General features: G+C 70.0%; 18 protein-coding genes, 3 tRNA genes and 1 pseudogene. 4 read left to right on the forward strand and 18 right to left on the reverse strand.

Annotation, left to right across the window (positions count from 1 at the left end):
* The first annotated feature begins 70 nt into the window (after positions 1-70).
* The 4 genes and pseudogenes from IS481_RS11700 (at position 71) to IS481_RS11715 (ending at position 3,139) form a co-directional block, all read left to right on the forward strand.
* Positions 71-1,546 carry a DNA-3-methyladenine glycosylase 2 family protein gene (locus tag IS481_RS11700; protein WP_104358486.1) on the forward strand — a complete coding sequence of 492 codons (1,476 nt, stop codon included), beginning with the start codon at positions 71-73 and terminating at the stop codon, positions 1,544-1,546.
* Positions 1,543-2,040, forward strand: coding sequence for a methylated-DNA--[protein]-cysteine S-methyltransferase (locus IS481_RS11705; RefSeq protein ID WP_104358485.1), 498 nt, complete (start codon positions 1,543-1,545; stop codon positions 2,038-2,040). Before IS481_RS11700 ends, IS481_RS11705 begins: the two co-directional genes overlap by 4 nt.
* 4 nt (positions 2,041-2,044) lie before the next feature.
* Positions 2,045-2,952, forward strand: a pseudogene (locus IS481_RS11710) (DMT family transporter).
* A 22-nt stretch (positions 2,953-2,974) separates the two neighbouring features.
* Entirely contained in the window at positions 2,975-3,139 is a 165-nt protein-coding gene (locus tag IS481_RS11715) for a hypothetical protein (RefSeq protein ID WP_165908622.1), read from the forward strand.
* Here the strand turns inward: IS481_RS11715 and IS481_RS18485 are convergent, their stop codons facing one another.
* The 18 genes from IS481_RS18485 to leuB form a co-directional block, all read right to left on the reverse strand.
* Positions 3,140-3,262 (reverse strand): hypothetical protein, encoded by a 123-nt coding sequence (locus IS481_RS18485; RefSeq protein WP_259371691.1) that lies wholly within the window; start codon positions 3,260-3,262, stop codon positions 3,140-3,142.
* Positions 3,263-3,681: 419 nt separating this feature from the next.
* Positions 3,682-3,758 (reverse strand) — tRNA-Asp (locus IS481_RS11720).
* Between the two features lie 48 nt (positions 3,759-3,806).
* Positions 3,807-3,882, reverse strand: a tRNA-Glu gene (locus tag IS481_RS11725).
* 38 nt (positions 3,883-3,920) lie between these two features.
* Positions 3,921-3,996 (reverse strand) — tRNA-Ala (locus IS481_RS11730).
* A gap of 108 nt (positions 3,997-4,104) precedes the next feature.
* Positions 4,105-5,493 carry a glutamate--tRNA ligase gene (gene gltX, locus IS481_RS11735; RefSeq protein WP_104358484.1) on the reverse strand — a complete coding sequence of 463 codons (1,389 nt, stop codon included), beginning with the start codon at positions 5,491-5,493 and terminating at the stop codon, positions 4,105-4,107.
* Positions 5,490-6,725, reverse strand: a complete 1,236-nt coding sequence (locus IS481_RS11740; RefSeq protein ID WP_104358483.1) for an O-succinylhomoserine sulfhydrylase — start codon at positions 6,723-6,725, stop codon at positions 5,490-5,492. The genes gltX and IS481_RS11740 overlap by 4 nt, the downstream gene beginning before the upstream one ends.
* A gap of 13 nt (positions 6,726-6,738) precedes the next feature.
* Positions 6,739-8,256: an amidophosphoribosyltransferase gene (purF, locus tag IS481_RS11745; protein ID WP_104358482.1), complete on the reverse strand. Its 1,518-nt coding sequence runs from the start codon at positions 8,254-8,256 to the stop codon at positions 6,739-6,741.
* 28 nt (positions 8,257-8,284) lie between these two features.
* Positions 8,285-8,776, reverse strand: coding sequence for a CvpA family protein (locus tag IS481_RS11750; RefSeq protein ID WP_104358481.1), 492 nt, complete (start codon positions 8,774-8,776; stop codon positions 8,285-8,287).
* A 3-nt stretch (positions 8,777-8,779) separates the two neighbouring features.
* Entirely contained in the window at positions 8,780-9,577 is a 798-nt protein-coding gene (locus tag IS481_RS11755) for an SPOR domain-containing protein (RefSeq protein WP_104358480.1), read from the reverse strand.
* A 71-nt stretch (positions 9,578-9,648) separates the two neighbouring features.
* Complete coding sequence (gene folC / locus IS481_RS11760) at positions 9,649-10,992, reverse strand: bifunctional tetrahydrofolate synthase/dihydrofolate synthase (protein WP_104358479.1); 1,344 nt, start codon at positions 10,990-10,992, stop codon at positions 9,649-9,651.
* A gap of 96 nt (positions 10,993-11,088) precedes the next feature.
* A complete protein-coding gene (gene accD, locus IS481_RS11765) occupies positions 11,089-11,961 on the reverse strand; it encodes an acetyl-CoA carboxylase, carboxyltransferase subunit beta (protein WP_104358478.1) in 873 nt (290 codons plus the stop codon).
* A gap of 13 nt (positions 11,962-11,974) precedes the next feature.
* Complete coding sequence (gene trpA / locus IS481_RS11770; protein ID WP_104358477.1) at positions 11,975-12,787, reverse strand: tryptophan synthase subunit alpha; 813 nt, start codon at positions 12,785-12,787, stop codon at positions 11,975-11,977.
* The gene (gene trpB, locus IS481_RS11775) at positions 12,784-14,013 is read right to left on the reverse strand and encodes a tryptophan synthase subunit beta (RefSeq protein WP_104358476.1); all 1,230 of its coding nucleotides are present in this window, start codon (positions 14,011-14,013) and stop codon (positions 12,784-12,786) included. The genes trpA and trpB overlap by 4 nt, the downstream gene beginning before the upstream one ends.
* A gap of 26 nt (positions 14,014-14,039) precedes the next feature.
* Positions 14,040-14,699 carry a phosphoribosylanthranilate isomerase gene (locus tag IS481_RS11780; protein ID WP_104358475.1) on the reverse strand — a complete coding sequence of 220 codons (660 nt, stop codon included), beginning with the start codon at positions 14,697-14,699 and terminating at the stop codon, positions 14,040-14,042.
* A gap of 2 nt (positions 14,700-14,701) precedes the next feature.
* Positions 14,702-15,484 (reverse strand): tRNA pseudouridine(38-40) synthase TruA, encoded by a 783-nt coding sequence (gene truA / locus IS481_RS11785; protein ID WP_104358524.1) that lies wholly within the window; start codon positions 15,482-15,484, stop codon positions 14,702-14,704.
* A 37-nt stretch (positions 15,485-15,521) separates the two neighbouring features.
* Positions 15,522-18,110 carry a motility hub landmark protein FimV gene (locus IS481_RS11790; protein ID WP_114699307.1) on the reverse strand — a complete coding sequence of 863 codons (2,589 nt, stop codon included), beginning with the start codon at positions 18,108-18,110 and terminating at the stop codon, positions 15,522-15,524.
* Positions 18,111-18,394: 284 nt separating this feature from the next.
* The gene (gene asd, locus IS481_RS11795) at positions 18,395-19,519 is read right to left on the reverse strand and encodes an aspartate-semialdehyde dehydrogenase (protein ID WP_104355621.1); all 1,125 of its coding nucleotides are present in this window, start codon (positions 19,517-19,519) and stop codon (positions 18,395-18,397) included.
* A gap of 95 nt (positions 19,520-19,614) precedes the next feature.
* Positions 19,615-20,694 carry a 3-isopropylmalate dehydrogenase gene (gene leuB, locus IS481_RS11800; protein WP_104355622.1) on the reverse strand — a complete coding sequence of 360 codons (1,080 nt, stop codon included), beginning with the start codon at positions 20,692-20,694 and terminating at the stop codon, positions 19,615-19,617.
* Between the last annotated feature and the right edge of the window lie 53 nt (positions 20,695-20,747).

Raw genomic sequence — 20,747 nt, forward strand, 5'->3', positions numbered from 1 at the left:
GCGGCGGCACCGCCTGGCCACATGTCCGGAAACGGCGAGTCCGGCGTGCCCCGGTGCCGATAATGCACCCATGCTCGACGCTGACGCCGCCTACCTGGCCCTGAAGGCTCGCGATGCGCGTTTCGACGGCATGCTGTTCGTCGGGGTCACCTCCACGGGCGTGTATTGCCGGCCGATCTGCCGCGTGCGCACGCCGCGACGCGAGAACTGCCGGTTCTTCGCGAGCGCGGCCCAGGCGGAAGCGGCACGGTTCCGCCCCTGCCTCAAGTGCCGGCCCGAGATCGCCCCCGGCCGCACCGAGCCCTGGACCGTCATGGACGCCTCGCGCACCCTGGCGCAGCAGGCCGCGCACTGGCTCGACCAGCATGCCGCCTCGGGCGGCAAGGCCAGCGTCGAGACGCTGGCGCGCACGCTGGGCATCACGGACCGGCACCTGCGCCGGATCTTCGTCGCCGAACACGGCGTGACGCCGCTGCAATACCTGCTGACGCGCCGCCTGCTGCTGGCCAAGCAGCTGCTGACCGACACCGACCTGCCGGTCACCCAGGTGGCGCTGGCGGCGGGCTTCACGAGCCTGCGCCGCTTCAACGCCGCCTTCGTCGAGCGGTACCGCCTCAATCCCAGCACGCTGCGACGGCGCAGCGGGCCGCGCGCCTCGTCCGCCGACGCCCTCACGCTGCATCTCGCGTTCCGCGAGCCCTATGATCGCGGGGCCATGCTGCGCTTCCTGTCGCAGCGCGCGATCCCGGGCGTCGAATCGGTCGGGGACACGACGATCCGCCGTTCGCTGCGCCTGCGCTGCGACGACCGCGAGCTGCACGGCTGGCTGCAGGTGCAGTTCGTCGCGCAGCGGCCGCTGGTGCGCGTCGATCTCGCGCCGCAGTTCGCGCCGGCCAGTGCGACGCTGATCCGCGCCGTCCGGCGCTGGCTCGACCTGGACGCCGTGCCGGATGCGATCGACCTCGCGCTGCGCGACCTGCCCGGATCCGGCATCCGACTGCCGGGCGCGCTCGACGCCTTCGAGCTGGCGGTACGCGCCGTGCTGGGCCAGCAGGTGACGGTCGCGGCCGCGCGCACGCTGGCCACCCGGCTGGCGCAGGCCTGGGGCGAGCCGGTGGCCACGCCGTGGGCGGCCGAGGTGAGCCGACTGTTCCCTGCAGCGCGCCAGCTCGCCGCACTGCAGCCGGCGGACCTGGGTGCGCTCGGCATCGTGCGCCAGCGCGCTGCCGCCATCATCGCGCTGGCCCGGCAGTGGGACGCGCTGCAGGCCCGGTTGCACGCCGGCGAGCCCGCCTCCGCGCTGATCGCCGCGCTCGAGGCCGTGCCCGGCATCGGCCCCTGGACCGCGCACTACATCGCGATGCGCGCGCTCGCATGGCCCGACGCCTTCCCGCCCGGCGACGTGGCCGTGCTCAAGGCCATGAACTGCAGCGCCCGCGAGGCCGAGGCGCGCGCGCAGGCGTGGCGGCCGTGGCGCTCCTACGCGGTGCTGCGGCTGTGGCACGCGCTGGCCCAACCCATTTCCCTTGGGAGTCCGTCCCGATGAACCCATCCCGCCATATCGCACAGCACCGCATCGCCTCGCCGCTCGGCGAGATCCTGCTGGCCCGCACGGAACGCGGGCTGGCCGGCCTCTGGTTTGCCGGCCAGAAAGACCATCCTGGCACCCTGGCCGTCCCGCAGGACGGCGGCGACCCGTTGTTCGCCGACGTGGAACGGCAGCTCGACGAATACTGGCGCGGCCAGCGGCGCGAGTTCGAGGTGCCGCTCGACCTGCACGGGACACCGTTCCAGCGCACCGTCTGGGACGCGCTGCTGCGCGTGCCGTATGGTGTCACCTGGACCTACCGGCGCATCGCCGAGCAGCTCGGCAGCCTGACGGCCACCCGGGCCGTGGGGGCCGCCGTCGGCCGCAACCCGGTGTCCATCATCGTGCCCTGCCACCGCGTCATCGGCAGCAGCGGCAGCCTGACCGGCTACGCCGGGGGACTGGAACGCAAGATCGAACTGCTGCGCCTGGAAGGCGTGCTGGCCCTCTGAACGCATGAAACCCCGCGACCTGCTCGAACTCCTGCTGCTGGCCTCCATCTGGGGCTCGTCCTTCCTGTTCATGCGCATCGGCGCCGGGGAATTCGGCCCGGTCGCGCTGGCGGCCCTGCGCGTGGCCGGCGCCAGCCTGCTGCTGGTGCCGCTGCTCGCGCTGTACGGTCAGCTGCACCTGCTGCGCCGGCACGCCGCGCACCTGGCCGTCGCCGGACTGTTCAGCAGCGGCCTGCCCTTCCTGTGCTTCAGCTATGCGGCCCTGTCGATCACCGCCGGACTGTCGTCGATCTTCAATGCCACCACCCCGCTCTTCGGCGCGCTGGTGGCCTGGGTGTGGCTGAAGGACCGCCCCACCCCGTGGCGCATGGTCGGGCTGGCGATCGGCTTCGCCGGGGTGCTGGGCCTGGCGTGGGACAAGGCCAGCTTCAAGGCCGGCGCCACCTCGACCGCTGGGCGGTGCTCGCCTGCCTGGCCGCGACCTTCTGCTACGGACTGTCGGCCAGCTACGTGAAGCGCCACCTCACGGGCGTGCCCTCGCTGGTCGTGGCCACGGGCACCCAGGTGGCCGCGGCGCTGTTCCTCGCGGTGCCCGCCGCCATCTGGTGGCCCGCCGAGACGCCGTCGGCGCGCTCCTGGGGTGCGACGCTGGCGCTCGCGCTGCTGTGCACCGGCGTGGCCTACATCATGTTCTTCCGGCTCATCGCGCGCATCGGCCCGGCCAACGCCATCTCGGTCACCTTCCTCGTGCCGGCCTTCGCGGTGCTGTGGGGCTGGGTGTTCCTCGCCGAACGCGTGACTCTCGCGATGCTGCTCGGCAGCGCAGTGATCCTGCTCGGCACCGCGCTGGCCACCGGGCTGCTGCCGCGCCCGCGGCAGGCCAAGGCCGTCGCGGCACCGGCCAGGCAGTGAGACACGCACGGACCATCGCACCATGCCTTCCCTACGCAAGCACAAGCTGCGCATCCCGGCACCGAAGCCGCGCAACCCGCTGGTCGCCCCGGCGGCCCGGCGCAAGGCCGGCAAGCATCGCAAGAGCCGCTCCGGCGAGCGGCAACAAGGCAAGCGGGAGCTGGCGAAGGTGCTACGCGAGCGCTGATCAGCACACCTCGCGCAGCACCCGCTGGTCGATCCACGGGTGGTGACTCGCCCCCACGTGGCTCAGGACGAGCACCTGGCGCCGCGCCGTCCACTGCACCGGGTCGATCGCCGGTTCGGGCACGGCGCGGGTAGCCCATGACCCGGTCGAACGTGCCGGAAACGCCTCGCCGTCACGCGGCGGCCGCCGCGCCCCCCGTGGTGCCCACCCGCATGCAGCGTGACGTGCACCGGCCTGTCGGCCAGGCCGAGCGAACGGCACGACGCCCGCGCCTGCCCGGCGATGCGATCCGCCTCGGTCGCGTCGGGGAGCTGCACGAAGAACAGCATGTCGCCCACCGCGCCGTGGGACGTGTCCACTTCGTCGAGTCGCCACCCGCCCGATGGCAGGCAGCCCGAAACCGGCAGGCCCGGTGGTGAAGACGGCGGTCCGGCGTGGCGCGCATGGTGCCTGATGCGTTCGGTGCAAGCCCGGCGGCGAAAAACGCACCACTGAAAATGAAAAAGCCGTTGCACCTGATCGATGCAACGGCTTCCATAAGTTGGCGGAGTGGACGGGACTCGAACCCGCGACCCCCGGCGTGACAGGCCGGTATTCTAACCGACTGAACTACCACTCCGCGTCGGTAGCGGGTTTCTCGCGTCTCCGCGACAAGCACCGCCAAACTTGGCGTCCCCTAGGGGATTCGAACCCCTGTTACAACCGTGAAAGGGTCGTGTCCTAGGCCTCTAGACGAAGGGGACAGAAATCTTCGTCCACTTGAACTGCGCGCCACCTTTTTTGGTGGAGGTAAGCGGGATCGAACCGCTGACCTCTTGCATGCCATGCAAGCGCTCTCCCAGCTGAGCTATACCCCCAACGTTTCGTTCGGGCCGAAAGCGCTTCGCATCAGTGTCGCCACTCTTGCGCTTCGCTTTCGTTTGTCGCGCCGTTCAAGCGAGAACGAGAGTATATACCGATGTTGTTCAGCGTTGCAAGCGTTCCAGCACAATTTTTTTATCGAACAGTTCCAGCACCGCGTCGATGGACGGCGTCTGGGCGCGACCGCACACCAGCACGCGCACCGGAATGGCCAGCTGCGGCATCTTCAGGCCGTGCGCCGCAATGGTTTCCTTGATGGCCTGCTGGATCGCGGCCTTGTTCCACTCGATGGTCGCGAACTTCTCGCGCAGCGCCGCCAGCGCCGGGCGCACCGCGTCGGTCACGTGCTGCGCGAGGTCGGCCTCGGCCGGCTGCACCGGCGCGAAGTACATCGCCAGCCACTCGGCGATCTCGACCGTGGTCGAGCAGCGGTCCTTGAACAGCCCCACCATGCGCGCGAGGCGCTCGTCGGGCTGGACCTGCAGGCCGCGCTTGCCGAGCTGCTCGGCCACCAGCGGCGCGAGCCTGGCGTCGTCGGTCATCTTCAGGTGCTGGGCGTTGACCCAGCGCAGCTTGGCCTCGTCGAACTGGCCGGCGCTCTTGCCCAGGTGGTCCAGGTCGAACCACTGCAGGAACTGCTCGCGCGTGAAGATCTCGTCGTCGCCGTGGCTCCAGCCCAGGCGCGCGAGGTAGTTGACCACCGCGTCGGCGAGGAACCCCTCGTCGCGGTACTGCGTGACGGGCTTGGCGCCGTTGCGCTTGCTCATCTTCTCGCCCTGCTCGTTCAGCACGGTGGGCAGGTGCGCGTACACCGGCGGCTCCTTGCCGAGCGCACGGAAGATGTTGATCTGGCGCGGCGTGTTGTTGACGTGGTCGTCGCCACGGATCACGTGCGTGATGCCCATGTCCATGTCGTCGACGACCACGCAGAAGTTGTAGGTCGGCGTGCCGTCCTGGCGCGCGATCACCAGGTCGTCGAGCTCGTCGTTGCTGATCTCGATGCGGCCCTTGACCTTGTCGTCCCACACCACCGAGCCGCCGATCGGGTTCTTGAAGCGGATCACCGGCTGCACGCCATCCGGGACGGGCGGCAGCACCTTGCCCGGCTCGGGACGCCAGGTGCCGTCGTAGCGCGGCTTCTGCTTGGCCGCCATCTGGCGCTCGCGCAGCGCATCCAGCTCGGCCTGGGTCATGTAGCAGCGGTACGCCAGCCCCTGCTCCAGCATCTGCGCGATGACCTCCTTGTAGCGGTCCATGCGCTGCATCTGGTAGTACGGCCCCTCGTCATGGTCCAGGCCCAGCCACTTCATGCCTTCGAGGATCACGTCCACCGCGGCCTGCGTCGAGCGCTCCTGGTCGGTGTCCTCGATGCGCAGGATGAACACGCCGTTGTTGGCGCGGGCGAACGCCCAGGGGTACAGCGCCGAGCGGATGTTGCCCAGGTGGATGAAGCCGGTCGGCGACGGAGCGAAACGGGTGCGTACTTGTGTCATGCGATCGGATCCAGGCCGCGTGCGAGGTCGGCCTTCAGGTCTTCGACGTCTTCCAGGCCCACCGCGACGCGGATGAGGCCCTGCGTGATGCCGGCCGCCTGGCGCTGGTCCTCGGTGAGGCGACCGTGCGAGGTGCTGGCCGGGTGGGTGATCGTGGTCTTGGTGTCGCCCAGGTTCGCGGTGATCGAGCAGATCTTCGTCGCGTCGATCACGGCGAACGCGTTCTGGCGCGCCCGCGCCGGGCCGCCCTCGGCCTGGCCGCGCACGATGAACGACACCACTGCACCGCCCGCGCTCTGCTGGCGGCGTGCAAGTGCATGCTGCGGGTGCGACGGCAACCACGGGTGGTAGACGCGCTCCACCGCCGGGTGCGACTCGAGCCACTGCGCCAGCTGCAGCGCGCGCTCGCTTTGGGCCTGCATGCGGATCGACAGCGTCTCCATGCCCTTGAGCACGACCCAGGCGTTGAACGGCGACAGCGACATGCCGGCGCTGCGCATCAGCGGCACGAACTTGTCGTTGACCAGCGCCTCGCTGCCGCACAGCGCGCCGGCGACGACGCGGCCCTGCCCGTCCAGGTACTTGGTGCCCGAATGCACGATCAGGTCAGCACCGAGCTTGGCGGGCTGCTGCAGCGCGGGCGAGCAGAAGCAGTTGTCGACCGCGAGCAGCGCACCGGCATCGTGGGCGATGTCGGCCAGCGCGGCGATGTCGCAGACCTCGGTCAGCGGGTTGCTCGGGGTCTCGGCAAACAGCAGCCTGGTGTTCGGCCGCACCGCCTTGCGCCAGGCGTCCAGGTCGGTCTGCGACACGAAGGTGGTCTCGACGCCGAACTTGCCGAACTCGCCGCCGAACAGCTTGATGGTCGAGCCGAACACGCTCTGCGAGCAGATCACGTGGTCGCCCGCCTTCAGCAGGCTCATCGCCAGCAGCAGGATGGCCGCCATGCCGCTCGAGGTGCCGATGCAGGCCTCGGTGCCTTCCAGCGCCGCCAGGCGCCGCTCCATCATCATCACCGTCGGGTTGCTGAAGCGGGTGTAGACGAAGGCCTCTTCCTCGTTGGCGAAGCGCGCCGCGGCGGTGGCCGCGTCGGGGTGCACGAAGCTGCTGGTCAGGAACAGCGCCTCGGAGTTCTCGCCCCAGGGGGTGTGCGGCAGGCCCTCGCGCACCGCCAGCGTGTCCAGCCGCAGGTCGGGCGGCAGCCCGGTGCGCGGAATCTTCTTGTCGGTCATGGCCGCGCCCCCTTCACTGCTCGCTGGTGTTGTGCAGGGTCAGGCGGCTGCGCTGGGTGTCTTCCTCGTCGCCCTGCGCGGCGCGCTGCGTCGCGATGGCCGCGAAGTCCTCGGCCGAGACGTCACCCGTGATGTAGCAGCCGTCGAAGCAGGAGGCCTCGAACCCGTCGATCGCGGGGTTGAGCGCGCCGACCGCGCGCTTCATCGCCGCGACGTCCTGGTAGATCAGCGCGTCGGCGCCGATGAACTCGCGGATCTCCTCGATGCTGCGGTTGTGCGCGATCAGCTCGCTCTTGGTCGGCATGTCGATGCCGTACACGTTGGGATAGCGCACCGGCGGCGCGGCGGAAGCCATGTAGACCTTGCGGGCGCCGGCTTCGCGCGCCATCTGCACGATCTCCTTGGAGGTCGTGCCGCGCACGATGGAGTCGTCGACCAGCAGCACGTTGCGGCCCTTGAACTCCTGCGCGATCGCGTTGAGCTTCTGGCGCACCGACTTCTTGCGCACCGCCTGGCCGGGCATGATGAAGGTGCGGCCCACGTAGCGGTTCTTCACGAAGCCCTCGCGGTAGGGCTTGCCGATCTTCTGCGCCAGCTGCATCGCCGACGGGCGGCTCGACTCGGGGATCGGGATCACCACGTCGATCTCGCTGGGCGGCATGGTCGAGATGACACGCTGGGCCAGCGTCTCGCCCATGTTGAGGCGCGCCTGGTAGACCGAGATGCCGTCGATCACCGAGTCGGGACGCGCCAGGTAGACGAACTCGAACATGCACGGATGCAGCGAGGCCTGCTCGGCGCACTGGCGCGCATGCACGTTGCCGTCCAGGTCGATGAACAGCGCCTCGCCCGGCGCGACGTCGCGCACGAAGCGGTGGCCGGTGCCTTCGAGCGCCACCGACTCGCTGGCGACCATGACCTCCTTGCCGCCTTCGATCTCCATCTCGCCGTAGCACAGCGGACGGATGCCGTTGGGGTCGCGGAACGCGAGCAGCCCGTAGCCCGCGATCAGGCAGACCACCGCGTACGAGCCCTTGATGCGGCGGTGCACGGCGCTGACCGCCTTGAAGATCTCGTCCTCAGTCAGCGGCAGGTCGCGCGCGGCACGTTCCAGCTCGTGCGCCAGCACGTTGAGCAGCACCTCGGAGTCGCTCTCGGTGTTGATGTGGCGCCGGTCGATCGCGAACAGCTCCTGGCGCAGCGCGTGCGCGTTGGTCAGGTTGCCGTTGTGCACCAGCACCAGGCCGAACGGCGCGTTCACGTAGAAGGGCTGCGCCTCTTCCTCGCTGTAGGCGTTGCCGGCCGTCGGGTAGCGCACCTGGCCCAGGCCCACCGAGCCGGGCAGCGCCCGCATGTTGCGGGTGCGGAAGACGTCGCGCACCATGCCGCGGGCCTTGTGCATGAAGAACTTCCGGTCCACCGCGGTGACGATGCCCGCCGCGTCCTGGCCGCGGTGCTGCAGCAGCAGCAGCGCGTCATAGATCAACTGGTTCACCGGCGCCTTGGAAATGACGCCTACGATGCCGCACATAAACTCACCTTCCGTCTTGCGCCACCCGTCAGGGTAGCCGCTGCGCCAACTCTGCCGGCATCAGGGGCTTCAGGCCCGAGAGCACGTCCTGCAGCATGGCCGCTCCATGCGATGCCCGCCACGCGTCGCTGCGCGCCAGTGGCGTCCAGGCCACCAAGGTGGCCACGACCAGTGCGATCAGCACGCCCCGCACCAGTCCGAATCCTGCGCCGAACACGCGGTCGGCCGTGCTCAGCACGCTGGCCCGCACCAGCTTCTTGACCAGCCATGCCCCCAGCGCCCACACGAACAGCGTGCCGACGAACACCAGCGCGAAGGTCGCGACATGGTTGAGCGTCGAGCCCGGCACGCCGACCGGCACGTCCGGCGCCAGTTGCGGGGTCATCCACTGGGCGACGATGTACGCCACCACCCAGCCGGCCACCGACATGACCTCGAACATCAGGCCACGCACGATGCCCACCACCATGGACACCAGCAGCAGCGCCAGCAGCGCCAGATCGACCCAGCCGATGGACATGGTTCACAGCGTCAGGACCGCGCCCGGCAGCCCCGCCGCCTTGAGTTTCGCCAGGGCCCGCTCGGCCTCTTCCCGGCTCGCATAGGGACCGACGCGCACGCGGATGCGCTTGCCGTTGCTGGTCTCCACCACCTGGGTATAGGTCTTGAGGCCGATCTTTTCGACCTTCTGCCGCACGTCGCGCGCGCTGCCGGTCTCGCTGTAGGCGCCGACCTGCACGACGAAGCGGCTGCCGGCCGCGGCCGCCGAGGTGGAGGGGGGCGCGTCCCGGCCTTCCAGCAAGGCCTGGGCGCGGGCGGCCTCGGTCGCGGAGGAACGCGCCGGCGCTGCAGGCTTGGCCGGCGTCGCCGCGGCCGCCGGGGCCTGCGGCCGGGATTCGGCGCGCGGCGCGGGTGGGGCGGGTTCGGGCTGGCGCGGCTGCGGCCGCACCGTCTCCGGCTGGGGCGGCGCGGGCACTTCGACCGGTGGCGTCACCGGCGCGGTGGCCACCTCGAGGCCGGCATCAGCCGGCGATTCCTCGATGATGACCGGCCCGCCGCTGCTGCGTGCGGGGGCAGGCGCCGGCAGGGCCAGGGGCGCCGCGCCGTCGCGCTGCGGGATCTCGATGGGCAGGTCGACCGGGATGGGACGAGGCTGGGTCTCGAAGATGATCGGGAAGCCGATCACCGCGATCCCGACCAGCACCGCCGCGCCGATCAGGCGATGGCGGGCGCGCACACGCGCCTGCTCGACCGTTTCGGGGGCCGACACCGCCTTGGGCGAGTCCGCCGCAGAACGCTTGAAGAAGGAAAGCAGACCCATGCGTCGAAGAATTGGCTCTGAGGCCGTGGGGGAGGCAGCCCGGGCTCTACGGCAGTACGGTGATGGACGACTCAGCCGACGTGCTTGGCTGCCAGCCGGGGCAGGCCCTGCTCCAGCACGCCGCCCACCGTATAGAACGAACCGAAGACCAGGATTCTATCAGTGGGGTCTGCCTCTTCGAGGGCAGCCCGCAGGGCCTCCACGGGGTCCGCATGGCAGGACACGCCGGCCTGCGGCGCCGGCGCCGGCAGCCCGGGCGCGAGCTCGCGCCACTGCGCGGCCAGGGTGGCCGCCGCCGCTGCGCGCGGCGTGGGCAGGTCGGTGAAATGCCAGGCATCGACCAGCGGTGCCATGCGGCGCAGGATGGCCGCGGTGTCCTTGTCGGCCATCGCGCCGAACACCGCATGGGTGCGCGGGAAGAAGCCCATCTGGTCCAGGTTCTGCGCCAGCGCCGCGACGGCGTGCGGGTTGTGCGCCACGTCCAGCACCAGCGTCGGCTGCCCGGGCACGATCTGGAAGCGCCCCGGCAGCTCCACCACCGCCAGGCCGTTGCGCACCGCCTGCGCCGTCACCGGCAGGCGGTCGCGCACCGCCTCCAGCGCGGCCAGCACGCCCGAGGCGTTGAGCAGCTGGTTGGTACCGCGCAGCGCCGGATAGGCCAGCCCCGTGTAGCGCTTCTGGCGCCCGGCCCAGGACCACTGCTGCCAGGTGCCGGTGCCGCTTTGCTGGCCGGCGTAGTTGAAGTCGCGCCCGAAGCGCCACAGGTCGGCGCCGATGGCCTCGGCATGGCGCACGACGCTCTCGGGCGGCACCGGGTCGCTGACCACCACCGGCCGCCCGGGACGCATGATGCCGGCCTTCTCGCGCCCGATCGCCTCGCGGTCCGGCCCCAGGAAGTCCATGTGGTCCAGGTCGATGCTGGTGATGATGGCGCAGTCGGTGTCCACCGCGTTGACCGCGTCGAGCCGGCCGCCCAGGCCGACTTCCAGCACCACGGCGTCGAGGGCGCGCGCGGCCAGCAGGCTCAGGATCGCCAGCGTCGTGAACTCGAAGTAGGTCAGCGCCGCGCCCTGCCGCGCCTGCTCCACCGCCTCGAAGTGCGGCAGCAGGTCCTGCGCCTGCACCGGCTGGCCGTCGATGCGGCAGCGCTCCTCGAAATGCACCAGGTGCGGCGAGGTGTAGACGCCGACGCGGTAGCCCGCGGCGATCAGGACGGCTTCCAGCATCGCGCAGGTCGAGCCCTTGCCGTTGGTGCCGGCCACCGTGAACACCGGGCCGCCGAAGCGCAGCGGCAGGCGCTGCGCCACCGCCTGCACGCGCTCGAGCGTGAGGTCGATGGTCGAGGGATGCAGGCGCTCGCAATGGGCCAGCCAGGCCTCCAGCGTCACAGGCGGGGATGAGGATGACAGCGGCATGATGGGGGATGGTAGAGCAGCCGCGCCGGCAACGCCGGCGCCCAACGAGAAGGGCCGGCATCGAGCCGGCCCTTTGCGGTGCAGGAAGACCCGCGATCAGGCGACCGCGTCGGCCGGCTGGCGCTGCAGCATCGCCAGCGCGCGCGCCACGGTCTGGCGCAGCTCGCGGCGGTCGACGATCATGTCGAGCGCCCCCTTCTGCAGCAGGAACTCCGCACGCTGGAAGCCTTCGGGCAGCTTCTCGCGCACGGTGTTCTCGATCACGCGCGGGCCGGCAAAGCCGATCAGCGCCTTGGGCTCGGCGATCACGATGTCGCCCATGAAGGCGAAGCTGGCCGACACGCCGCCCATGGTCGGGTCGGTCAGCACGCTGATGTAGGGCAGCTTGGCCTTGGCCAGGCGCGTCAGCGCCGCGTTGGTCTTGGCCATCTGCATCAGGCTCAGCAGCCCTTCCTGCATGCGCGCGCCGCCCGTGGCGGTGAAGCAGATGAACGGCGTCTTCTGCTCGAGGGCGGTCTCGACGCCACGCACGAAGCGCTCGCCGACCACCGAGCCCATCGAGCCGCCCATGAAGTCGAACTCGAAGCAGGCCGCCACCACGGGGATGCTGTGCACCGCCCCGCCCATCACCACCAGCGCGTCGGTCTCGCCGGTGGCTTCCAGCGCGTCCTTCAGGCGGTCGGGGTACTTCTTGCTGTCCTTGAACTTCAGCGCGTCGACCGGCAGCACTTCCTGGCCGATCTCGTAACGCCCTTCCGGATCGAGGAACTGGTCCAGGCGCGCGCGCGCGCTGATGCGGTGGTGGTGCGAGCACTTGGGGCAGACATAGGCGTTCTGCTCCAGGTCGGTCTTGTAGAGCACCGATTCGCACGACGGGCACTTGATCCACAGGCCCTCGGGCACCGAGCGGCGTTCGGCGGGATCGGTCTGCTGGATCTTGTTCGGCAGCAGTTTGTCTAGCCAACTCATGCGTCAACTCCTATCACAGGGTGTCGAGGGCCGCGCGGATCTCCGCGATGAAGCGCCCCCCGGCGTCCGCCACGCGCTCGGGCGGTTGTTCTTCGAGCAATTGCACCAGGCGCGAGCCGATCACGACCGCGTCCGCCACCGCGGCCACGGCCCTGGCGCTGTCGGCATCGCGGATGCCGAAGCCCACGCCCACCGGCACTTTCACGTGCGCCTTGATGCGCGGCACCATCTCCGCCACGGCCCGGGTGTCGAGGTGGCCGGCACCCGTCACGCCCTTGAGGGAGACATAGTAAACGTACCCGCTGGCAATGCGGCCCACCTCGCGGATGCGCTGTTCGGTGGAGGTCGGCGCGAGAAGGAAGATCGGATCCAGGCCGTGTCCGGCCAGCGCGCGGGCGAACTCCTCGCACTCTTCCGGCGGATAGTCGACCACCAGCACGCCGTCCACGCCCGCGGCCTGCGCGGCCCGCACGAAGGCGCCCGGCCCGTGGCGCTGGTCGTAGCGCTCGATCGGGTTGGCGTAGCCCATCAGCACCACCGGCGTCGCGTCGTCCTGCGCGCGGAACTCGCGCACGTCGTCGAGCACCTTGGCCAGCCCCACGCCCTGCGCGAGCGCGCGCTCGGCGGCCTTCTGGATCACCGGGCCGTCGGCCATCGGATCGGAGAACGGCACGCCCAGCTCGATCACGTCGGCGCCGTTGCGCGCCAGCGCGAGCATCACCTCGACGGTCCGCTGCGGGAACGGGTCGCCGGCGGTCAGGTACGGGATCAGCGCCTTGCGGCCGGCCGCCTGCAGGCGGGCAAAGGTCTGCGCGATGCGGCTCATTGCGCACCTCCGCCCGGCATCGCCTCGGGCAGGCCCACGCCCGACAGGCTGGCCACGGTACCGATGTCCTTGTCGCCCCGGCCCGACAGGCACACCAGGATGGACTGGTCGCTGCGCATGGTCTTCGCCAGCTTCATGGCATGGGCCACGGCATGGCTGGACTCCAGCGCCGGGATGATGCCTTCGGTGCGGCACAGGTAGTGGAACGCCGCCAGCGCCTCGTCGTCGGTGATGCCGACGTACTCGGCCCGGCCGGTGTCCTTGAGCCAGGCGTGCTCGGGGCCGACGCCCGGGTAGTCCAGCCCGGCCGACACCGAATGCGTCTCCAGGATCTGGCCGTCGTCGTCCTGCAGCAGGTAGGTGCGGTTGCCGTGCAGCACGCCGGGCGAGCCACGGCTGATGCTGGCCGCGTGCCTGCCCGAGTCGAGCCCCTGCCCTGCGGCCTCCACGCCGATCAGGCGCGTGCCCTCGTGCGGGATGTAGGGGTAGAAGATGCCCATCGCGTTGCTGCCGCCACCCACGCAGGCAACCACGGCATCCGGCTGGCGGCCGGTCATCTCGGGCATCTGCGTGAGGCATTCCTCGCCGATCACGCTCTGGAAGTCGCGCACCATCATCGGGTACGGGTGCGGGCCCGCCACCGTGCCGATGATGTAGAAGGTGTTCTCGACGTTGGTGACCCAGTCGCGCAGCGCCTCGTTGAGCGCGTCCTTCAGCGTCTTCGAGCCGCTTTCGACCGGCACCACCTTGGCGCCCAGCAGGTGCATGCGGTAGACGTTGGGCGACTGGCGCTTGACGTCCTCGCTGCCCATGTAGACCACGCACTCCAGCCCGTAGCGCGCGCAGATGGTCGCGGTGGCCACCCCGTGCTGGCCGGCGCCGGTCTCGGCGATCACGCGCGGCTTGCCCATGCGGCGCGCCAGCAGCGCCTGGCCGATGGTGTTGTTGACCTTGTGCGCGCCGGTGTGGTTGAGGTCCTCGCGCTTGAGGTAGATCTGTGCGCCGCCCAGCTCGCGGCTCATGCGCGCGGCGTGGTAGACCGGGCTCGGCCGGCCCACGTAGTGCGCCAGCTCGTTGCGGAACTCGGCGATGAACTCGGGATCGTTGCGGTACTTCTCGTACGCCGCCTTGAGCTCGTCCAGCGCGTGGACCAGGGTTTCGGCGACGAACGAGCCGCCGTACGGCCCGAAATGCCCGCGGGCGTCGGGTTGCTGATAGGGATGCATGACTTCAGGTCGAAAAGGGGTGCCAGTCAGGTCCCGGCGGCGTCTGCGATGCGGGCATCGGCCTCGCGCACGGCTTCGCAGAACTGGTGGATCGCCACGGCATCCTTGATGCCCTTGGCGCTTTCCACACCGGAACTCACGTCAACGGCCCAGGGCCGCACCTGAAGAATTCCAGCGGTCACGTTTGCAGGCGTCAACCCACCAGACAAAACGACTGGACAGGGCACGCTTGGTGGTATGAGTGACCAATCGAATACCTTTCCGCCGCCACCATAACCCTCGACATGCGCGTCCAGCAACAGCGCGGACGCGGTGGCGAACCGAGCGGCAAAGTTTAGCAAATCGAAACCCGGGGCCATCCGGGCCGCCCGCAGGTAGGGGCGCCCGTGGCGCTCGCAGTCGGCCGGGGACTCGTCGCCGTGGAACTGCAGCAGCAGGTGCGGGATCGCCGTGCAGGCGGCCTGCACCTGCTCCGGCGTGGCGTTGACGAACAGGCCCACCGGCGTGACGAACGGCGGCAGCCGGCGCGCCAGCTCGGCCGCGCGCTCGAGGCGCACGTGGCGCGGGCTGCGTTCGTAGAAGACGAATCCGACCGCATCGGCCCCGGCCTCCACCGCGGCGTCGATGTCGGCCTCGCGGGTGAGGCCGCAGATCTTGATCCGTGTACGTTGCGAAGACGTGCGCATGGTCAGGGTAGCCAGTCCAGGGCAGCGTTGACTTCGGGCAGGCCAAAGGCGGGGTCGTAGCGCGGGCCGACGAAATACAGCCCATCCGGGGCGAAGGTCGGCGCCGCCCGGCGACGGTCGCGGCTGTCCAGCACCTCCTGCACCCATTCCGGTCGCTGGTTGCCGGCGCCCACCGCCACCAGGCAGCCCATCAGGTTGCGCACCATGTGGTGCAGGAAGGCCGAGGCCTCGAACTCGAACCGCCAGTATGCCCCCTGCCGGCGGATCGTGATCTCGCGCAGGACCTTGACCGGGGACTTGGCCTGGCATTCCGACGAGCGGAATGCCGAGAAGTCGTGCTCGCCGATCAGGTAGGCCGCCGCCGCGCGCATCGCCTCGACATCCAGCGGCCGGAACACCCAGCCCGCGAACCCGGTCTCCAGTGCCGGCCGCACCGGCGATTCCCGCAGCAGGTAGACGTAGCGCCGTCCCAGCGCACTGTTGCGGGCGTGGAAATGGTCCGGCACCGGTTGGCACCATTGCACCGCGATGTCCGCAGGCAGGTAGGTGTTGGTGCCACGCACCCAGGAGAACGGTTCGCGCTGCAGTTCGGTGTCGAAGTGCACGACCTGGTTCAGGCCATGCACGCCGGCATCGGTGCGGCCGGCGCAAATGGTACGAACGCCCTGGCCGGCAAAGCGGCGCAGGGCGGATTCGAGGTGGTCCTGGACGGTCCCGCCGCCGGGCTGGCTCTGCCAGCCCTTGTAGGCGGTCCCCCGGTAGGTGATGCCGAGCGCGATCCTCAAGGCGTGTCCGGCCTCGGGCACAGCATGCCGTACCGACTCATGCGAGTTCGGCGAGCATGGTCTGCGCCTTCGCTTTCAAGGCTCCGCTCGATTTGCTGACGACTTCCTGCAGCAGTTCGCGTGCCCCTTCACGGTCGCCGATCTGGCGGAACTCCTCGGCCAGCTCCAGCTTGCGCGCGAGCGGATCACCCGCGTCGCCGTCGCCCAGGTCCAGGTCAGGCAGCTCGTCCAGCACGCCCGGCTGGCTCGGGCCGCCGAAGTCACGCGCCGCGTCCTTGACGCCGTCCAGGTCCAGGGAGATGTCGCCCAGGTCGAACTCCAGCGTGTTCGACGGCTGCGCGTCGGCGGTGGCGGGCGCGGCCGCGGCGACCTCCGGCAGGTCGAAGGACATGTTCAGGTCCTGCACGCCGGCCGAGGCCGCGGCCGGCGCCGGGTCCGCCGACTCCGACAGCGAGAAGTCCAGCGACTCGACGGCCGGCGCCTCGGCCACCGGCGCAGGCGCCAGCGGCTTGGTGACCTCCGGGTCCGCCAGCGGCGTGACCGCCGGGGTGTCGGGCAGCGGCAGGTCCAGATCCAGGTCGACGCTGGCCACCGGGGGCTCCTCGAACTTCGAGGGCGTCGGCATGATCGACTGCGGCATCGTGCTCGCCCCGAGCGGCTCGGCCTTGCCGGGGGCCGCCTGGGCCTCGGCCGGCGCACCACCCGGCTTGTACAGCGGGTTCTCCGGATCGATCTGCTGTCCCAGTTCCTGCGCCTTGGCCCAGTCTTCACCCTCGCCGCCGGTCAGGCCGTACAGCTGGGTGGCCAGCAGTTCGAAGCCCTTCGTGTCGCGGCGCTTGGCGTAGACCTCGAGCAGCTTGGTGCGGATGGCCAGGCGCTCCGGATTGGCGCGCATGGCTTCCTTGAGGATTTCCTCGGCCTGCAGGTCGCGACCGTAGGCCAGGTAGACGTCAGCCTCGGCCACCGGGTCCACATCGCCGATCGCATCCAGCTGGCTCAGGGAGTAGCTCAGCGACGACGGCGCCCCGGACGCATCCTTGGTGTCGATGCGCTGGCCGCCACTGGCGCCGAAGAAGGAATCAGGCTGCAGGCGGCTTTCGAGGAAGGACGTTTCGCCGCTGTCCTTCTTCGACCTGCTGCGCATGCGGTACAGGCCGAAGCCCAGCAGCAGCGCGACCAGGCCCCCGGCTGCGGGCAGCAGCAGCGGGTTGTCCAGCAGCTCGTCGACGAAGCTCGGCTCGGGTCGGGCCGCCACGGGCGGCTTCGGCGCCGGCGCGGCGGCAGGCGCAGTTGCGCTGGCCACCTCGGCGGCTTCCGGTGCGGACGCCGCCTCGGCCACCGTGGCGGTGGTGTCTTCGGCGCTGGCAGGCGCCTCGGCCACGGCCGCGGCTTCAGCCTGCGGCGCGGCGGAGGCCGGCTCGGCCGCCGCGACGGGCTCGGGCGGCGTCACGCCCGCCGGCGCGGCCACGGGCACCTGCACGCCCGGCAGGGCGGGCGACGCGGCCGGGGCCGGCGCCGCAGCGGCCGGCGCGGACGCCGCAGCCGACGGCGAGATCTGCTGCAGTTCCTGCAGGTTGCGCGACAGCTCGGCCACGCGCGATTCCACCTCGCGACGCTCGCGTTCGCGGGCAATCTGGTCTTCCTGCGAGGGCGTGGCAGCCCCCTGGGCGGCGACCGCCCCCTTGCTCAGCGTCAGGCGATCGGGCGAGCCGGCAGCCGCGGCCTTGCGGTCCTCGACCGAGGCCTCGACGCGGCCGGACGCCTCGCGACCCGGACCGCCAGCGCCGGCATCCTGCACGGCGCCGGCCAGGCGCTGGCGGTAGGCGGCAAAGTCGGCGCTCTGCGCCTGGATGATCTGGCGCGCCTCGCTCTGCGACACCGAGCGGGCTTCTTCCTCGCCCGGGACGTTCAGCACGACACCGGCCTTGAGCCGGTTCATGTTGTCACCGATGAAGGCATGCGGGTTGGCGCGGTACAGCGAGACCAGCATCTGGTCCAGCGAGACGCCGGGGCGCTGCACGCGCGAGGCGATCCCATACAGCGTGTCGCCACGGCGCACGGCGTATTCGTCGACCGCGTCGGCCGCCGACGGGGCGGGTTCGCTGCGGCTGGCCTGGCGGCGCTCGGCCGGCGCAGGCGACGCAGCCGGTGCCGGGGCCCGCGCCACGGGCGGCGCGCTGGGCACGGTGGTGCGCGGCGCCGGCGACGCCGCGGCGGGCGCGCCCGAGGACATCGCGGGCGGCACCTGGGGAGCCGCAGCCTGGCGCGTGACCGGCGGGTCGAGCAGCAGCGTGTATTCGCGCACCAGCCGGCCGGAGGCCCAGGACAGCTCAAGGATCACGTCGACGAACGGCTCCTGGATGACCCGTTCGCTCTGGATGCGCAGGTAGGGACGACCGTCCGGCCGGCGCTCCAGCGTGACCTGCGCGCCGGGCAGCGCGCTGTTGTACTCGACGCCCGCGGCACGGTACGCGTCAGGACCGGCGATGCGGGCACGGAAATTGGCCTCCTCCTCGGGGGTGAGGCTCGTGACGTCAATCTCGGCACGAAGTTGCTCGCCAAGCGCGGATTGCACGGTCAGCCGGCCGAGACCGAGCGCGGCGGCATTACCCACCGCGAGGTACATGGCGGCGGCGGCAACTCCGGACAGAGCGAAACGCCCTACGGATCGTGTATTTCGTTTCAAGGCGTCTCCCAGTGGATCAAACAGCCCACCCTGCGTGGCCTTCATTTCGGTGAGGATAGTTCACGGCCCCCCCTCAGGGAATTGCAGAAATCACAATAACATCAAGCAGATACACTGACAAGCTCATGCAATTGCTGACATTCCCATGGCAATGAAGGCGTTGTAACAAGCCGTGAGATGTGGCCTGTTCACAACGCCTTCACCTGGGCAACGGCGCGAACGCGTTACGCCTCGAGCAGGATGCGCAGCATGCGGCGCAGCGGCTCGGCCGCCCCCCACAACAGCTGGTCGCCGATCGTGAAGGCGCCCAGGTACTCCGGCCCCATCGCCAGCTTGCGCAGGCGGCCGACGGGGATCGTCAGCGTGCCGGTCACCGCCACCGGGGTCAGGTCGCGCATCGTGTCCTCGCGGGTGTTGGGCACCAGCTTCACCCAGGCGTTGTCATTGGCGATCATCGCCTCGATGTCGGCCAGCGGCACGTCCTTCTTCAGCTTGAAGGTCAGCGCCTGGCTGTGGCAGCGCATCGCGCCGATGCGCACGCAGAAGCCGTCCACCGGGATCGCGGCAGCCGCGTCCAGGCCCAGGATCTTGTTGGTCTCTGCGCCGCCCTTCCATTCCTCGCGGCTGACGCCACCACCGAGGTCCTTGTCGATCCAGGGAATCAGCGAGCCGCCCAGGGGCACGCCGAAGTTGGCGGTCTCGTCGGCGCTCATCGCGCGCTGGCGGCCGATGATCTTGCGGTCGATCTCGAGGATGGCGCTCTTGGGATCGTCCAGCAGGTCGCGCACCTCGGCGTTCAGCGTGCCGAACTGCTTCAGCAGCTCGCGCATGTGCTGGGCGCCGCCGCCGGAGGCGGCCTGGTAGGTCATCGAGGTCATCCACTCGACCAGACCGGCCTTGTACAGCGCGCCCACGCCCATCAGCATGCAGCTGACGGTGCAGTTGCCGCCGATCCAGTTGCGACCGCCGTTGGCCAGCGCGTTCTTGATGACCGGCAGGTTGACCGGGTCCAGCACGATCACCGCGTCATCCTTCATGCGCAGCGTCGAGGCGGCGTCGATCCAGTGGCCCTTCCAGCCGGCGGCGCGCAGCTTGGGGAACACCTCGGTGGTGTAGTCCCCGCCCTGGGCGGTGATGATGATGTCGCAGCGCTTGAGCTCGTCGATGTCGAACGCGTCCTTCAGGACAGTCTCGTTCTTCGCCATCGCCGGCGCCTTGCCGCCCGCGTTGCTGGTGCTGAAGAACACCGGCTCGATGAGGGCAAAGTCGTTTTCCTGCTGCATGCGGTCCATCAGCACGGAGCCGACCATGCCGCGCCAGCCCACCAGTCCAACCAAAGTCGTAGCCATTTCTCTCGATCCTGTAACAGTCTTGCTCTTGGCGCCGGCCCCGTCGTGCGGGCCGGCCTGCGGGGTGAGAAGGCGGCCATGCCGCCTGCCGGTCCTCAGCCCTGGGCTTTGAGGCGGGCGACCACGGCGTCGCCCATCTCCTTCGTCCCGACCTTCGTCGTGCCTTCGCTGTAAATATCGGCGGTCCGCAGGTTCTGCGCCAGGACATCCTTCACTGCCGCCTCGATGCGCCGGGCGGCCTCTTCCTGGTCCAGGCTGTAGCGCAGCATCATCGCCGCGCTGAGGATGGTCGCCAGCGGGTTGGCCACGCCCTGGCCGGCGATGTCCGGCGCCGAACCGTGGCTGGGTTCGTACAGGCCCTGCTTGCGCTCGTTCAGCGAGGCCGAGGGCAGCATGCCGATCGAGCCGGTCAGCATCGCAGCCTCGTCGCTCAGGATGTCGCCGAACATGTTGCCGGTGACGATCACGTCGAACTTCTTCGGCGCGCGCACCAGCTGCATCGCCGCGTTGTCGACGTACATGTGCTCCAGCTCGACGTCCGGGTACTGGGCGTGCACCTCGGTCACCACGTCCTTCCAGAACTGGAAGGTCTCCAGCACGTTGGCCTTGTCGACGCTGGTGACCTTGCGGTTGCGCTTGCGCGCGGCCTGGAAGGCCACGTGGGCGATGCGCTCGATCTCCGGACGGGTGTAGCGCATCGTGTCGAAGGCTTCCGGCTGGCCCGCGAACGCGCCGTCCGGTGCCTCGCGGCGGCCGCGCGGCTGGCCGAAGTAGATGTCGCCGGTCAGCTCGCGGATGATCAGGATGTCCAGCCCCGCCACCAGCTCGGGCTTCAGGCTCGAGGCATGGGTCAGCTGCTCGTAGCAGATCGCCGGACGGAAGTTGGCGAACAGGCCCAGCTCCTTGCGCAGCCCCAGGATGGCCTGCTCCGGCCGCAGCTTGCGCTCGAGCTTGTCGTACTTCCAGTCGCCCACCGCGCCGAACAGCACGGCATCGGCCTCCTTGGCCAGCTTGAGGGTCGACTCCGGCAGCGGATGCCCGTGGGCCTCGTAGGCGGCGCCACCCACGAGCGCTTCTTCCATCTCGAACTTCAGGTCCAGCGCGCGGAGCACCTTCACGGCCTCGGCCACGATCTCGACGCCGATGCCGTCACCCGGCAGAACTGCGATCTTCATCTTTTCCTTTCCCGGCCCGGCGGCTCCGTTCTCCCGCCGCGCCATCCTTGCTG

It is taken from the genome of Caldimonas thermodepolymerans, assembly GCF_015476235.1.
Classification (GTDB): domain Bacteria; phylum Pseudomonadota; class Gammaproteobacteria; order Burkholderiales; family Burkholderiaceae_C; genus Caldimonas; species Caldimonas thermodepolymerans.

What these genes read in the sequence shown, in the direction of transcription:
- purF (WP_104358482.1), bottom strand. Translation starts at nt 8,256, where the DNA reads ATGTGCGGCATCGTAGGCGTCATTTCCAAGGCGCCGGTGAACCAGTTG.
- asd (WP_104355621.1), bottom strand. Translation starts at nt 19,519, where the DNA reads ATGGCTACGACTTTGGTTGGACTGGTGGGCTGGCGCGGCATGGTCGGC.
- trpB (WP_104358476.1), bottom strand. Translation starts at nt 14,013, where the DNA reads ATGCATCCCTATCAGCAACCCGACGCCCGCGGGCATTTCGGGCCGTAC.
- leuB (WP_104355622.1), bottom strand. Translation starts at nt 20,694, where the DNA reads ATGAAGATCGCAGTTCTGCCGGGTGACGGCATCGGCGTCGAGATCGTG.
- folC (WP_104358479.1), bottom strand. Translation starts at nt 10,992, where the DNA reads ATGCCGCTGTCATCCTCATCCCCGCCTGTGACGCTGGAGGCCTGGCTG.
- trpA (WP_104358477.1), bottom strand. Translation starts at nt 12,787, where the DNA reads ATGAGCCGCATCGCGCAGACCTTTGCCCGCCTGCAGGCGGCCGGCCGC.
- IS481_RS11780 (WP_104358475.1), bottom strand. Translation starts at nt 14,699, where the DNA reads ATGCGCACGTCTTCGCAACGTACACGGATCAAGATCTGCGGCCTCACC.
- IS481_RS11755 (WP_104358480.1), bottom strand. Translation starts at nt 9,577, where the DNA reads ATGGGTCTGCTTTCCTTCTTCAAGCGTTCTGCGGCGGACTCGCCCAAG.
- IS481_RS11705 (WP_104358485.1), top strand. Translation starts at nt 1,543, where the DNA reads ATGAACCCATCCCGCCATATCGCACAGCACCGCATCGCCTCGCCGCTC.
- accD (WP_104358478.1), bottom strand. Translation starts at nt 11,961, where the DNA reads ATGAGTTGGCTAGACAAACTGCTGCCGAACAAGATCCAGCAGACCGAT.
- IS481_RS11790 (WP_114699307.1), bottom strand. Translation starts at nt 18,110, where the DNA reads ATGTACCTCGCGGTGGGTAATGCCGCCGCGCTCGGTCTCGGCCGGCTG.
- gltX (WP_104358484.1), bottom strand. Translation starts at nt 5,493, where the DNA reads ATGACACAAGTACGCACCCGTTTCGCTCCGTCGCCGACCGGCTTCATC.
- IS481_RS11700 (WP_104358486.1), top strand. Translation starts at nt 71, where the DNA reads ATGCTCGACGCTGACGCCGCCTACCTGGCCCTGAAGGCTCGCGATGCG.
- IS481_RS11750 (WP_104358481.1), bottom strand. Translation starts at nt 8,776, where the DNA reads ATGTCCATCGGCTGGGTCGATCTGGCGCTGCTGGCGCTGCTGCTGGTG.
- IS481_RS11740 (WP_104358483.1), bottom strand. Translation starts at nt 6,725, where the DNA reads ATGACCGACAAGAAGATTCCGCGCACCGGGCTGCCGCCCGACCTGCGG.
- IS481_RS11715 (WP_165908622.1), top strand. Translation starts at nt 2,975, where the DNA reads ATGCCTTCCCTACGCAAGCACAAGCTGCGCATCCCGGCACCGAAGCCG.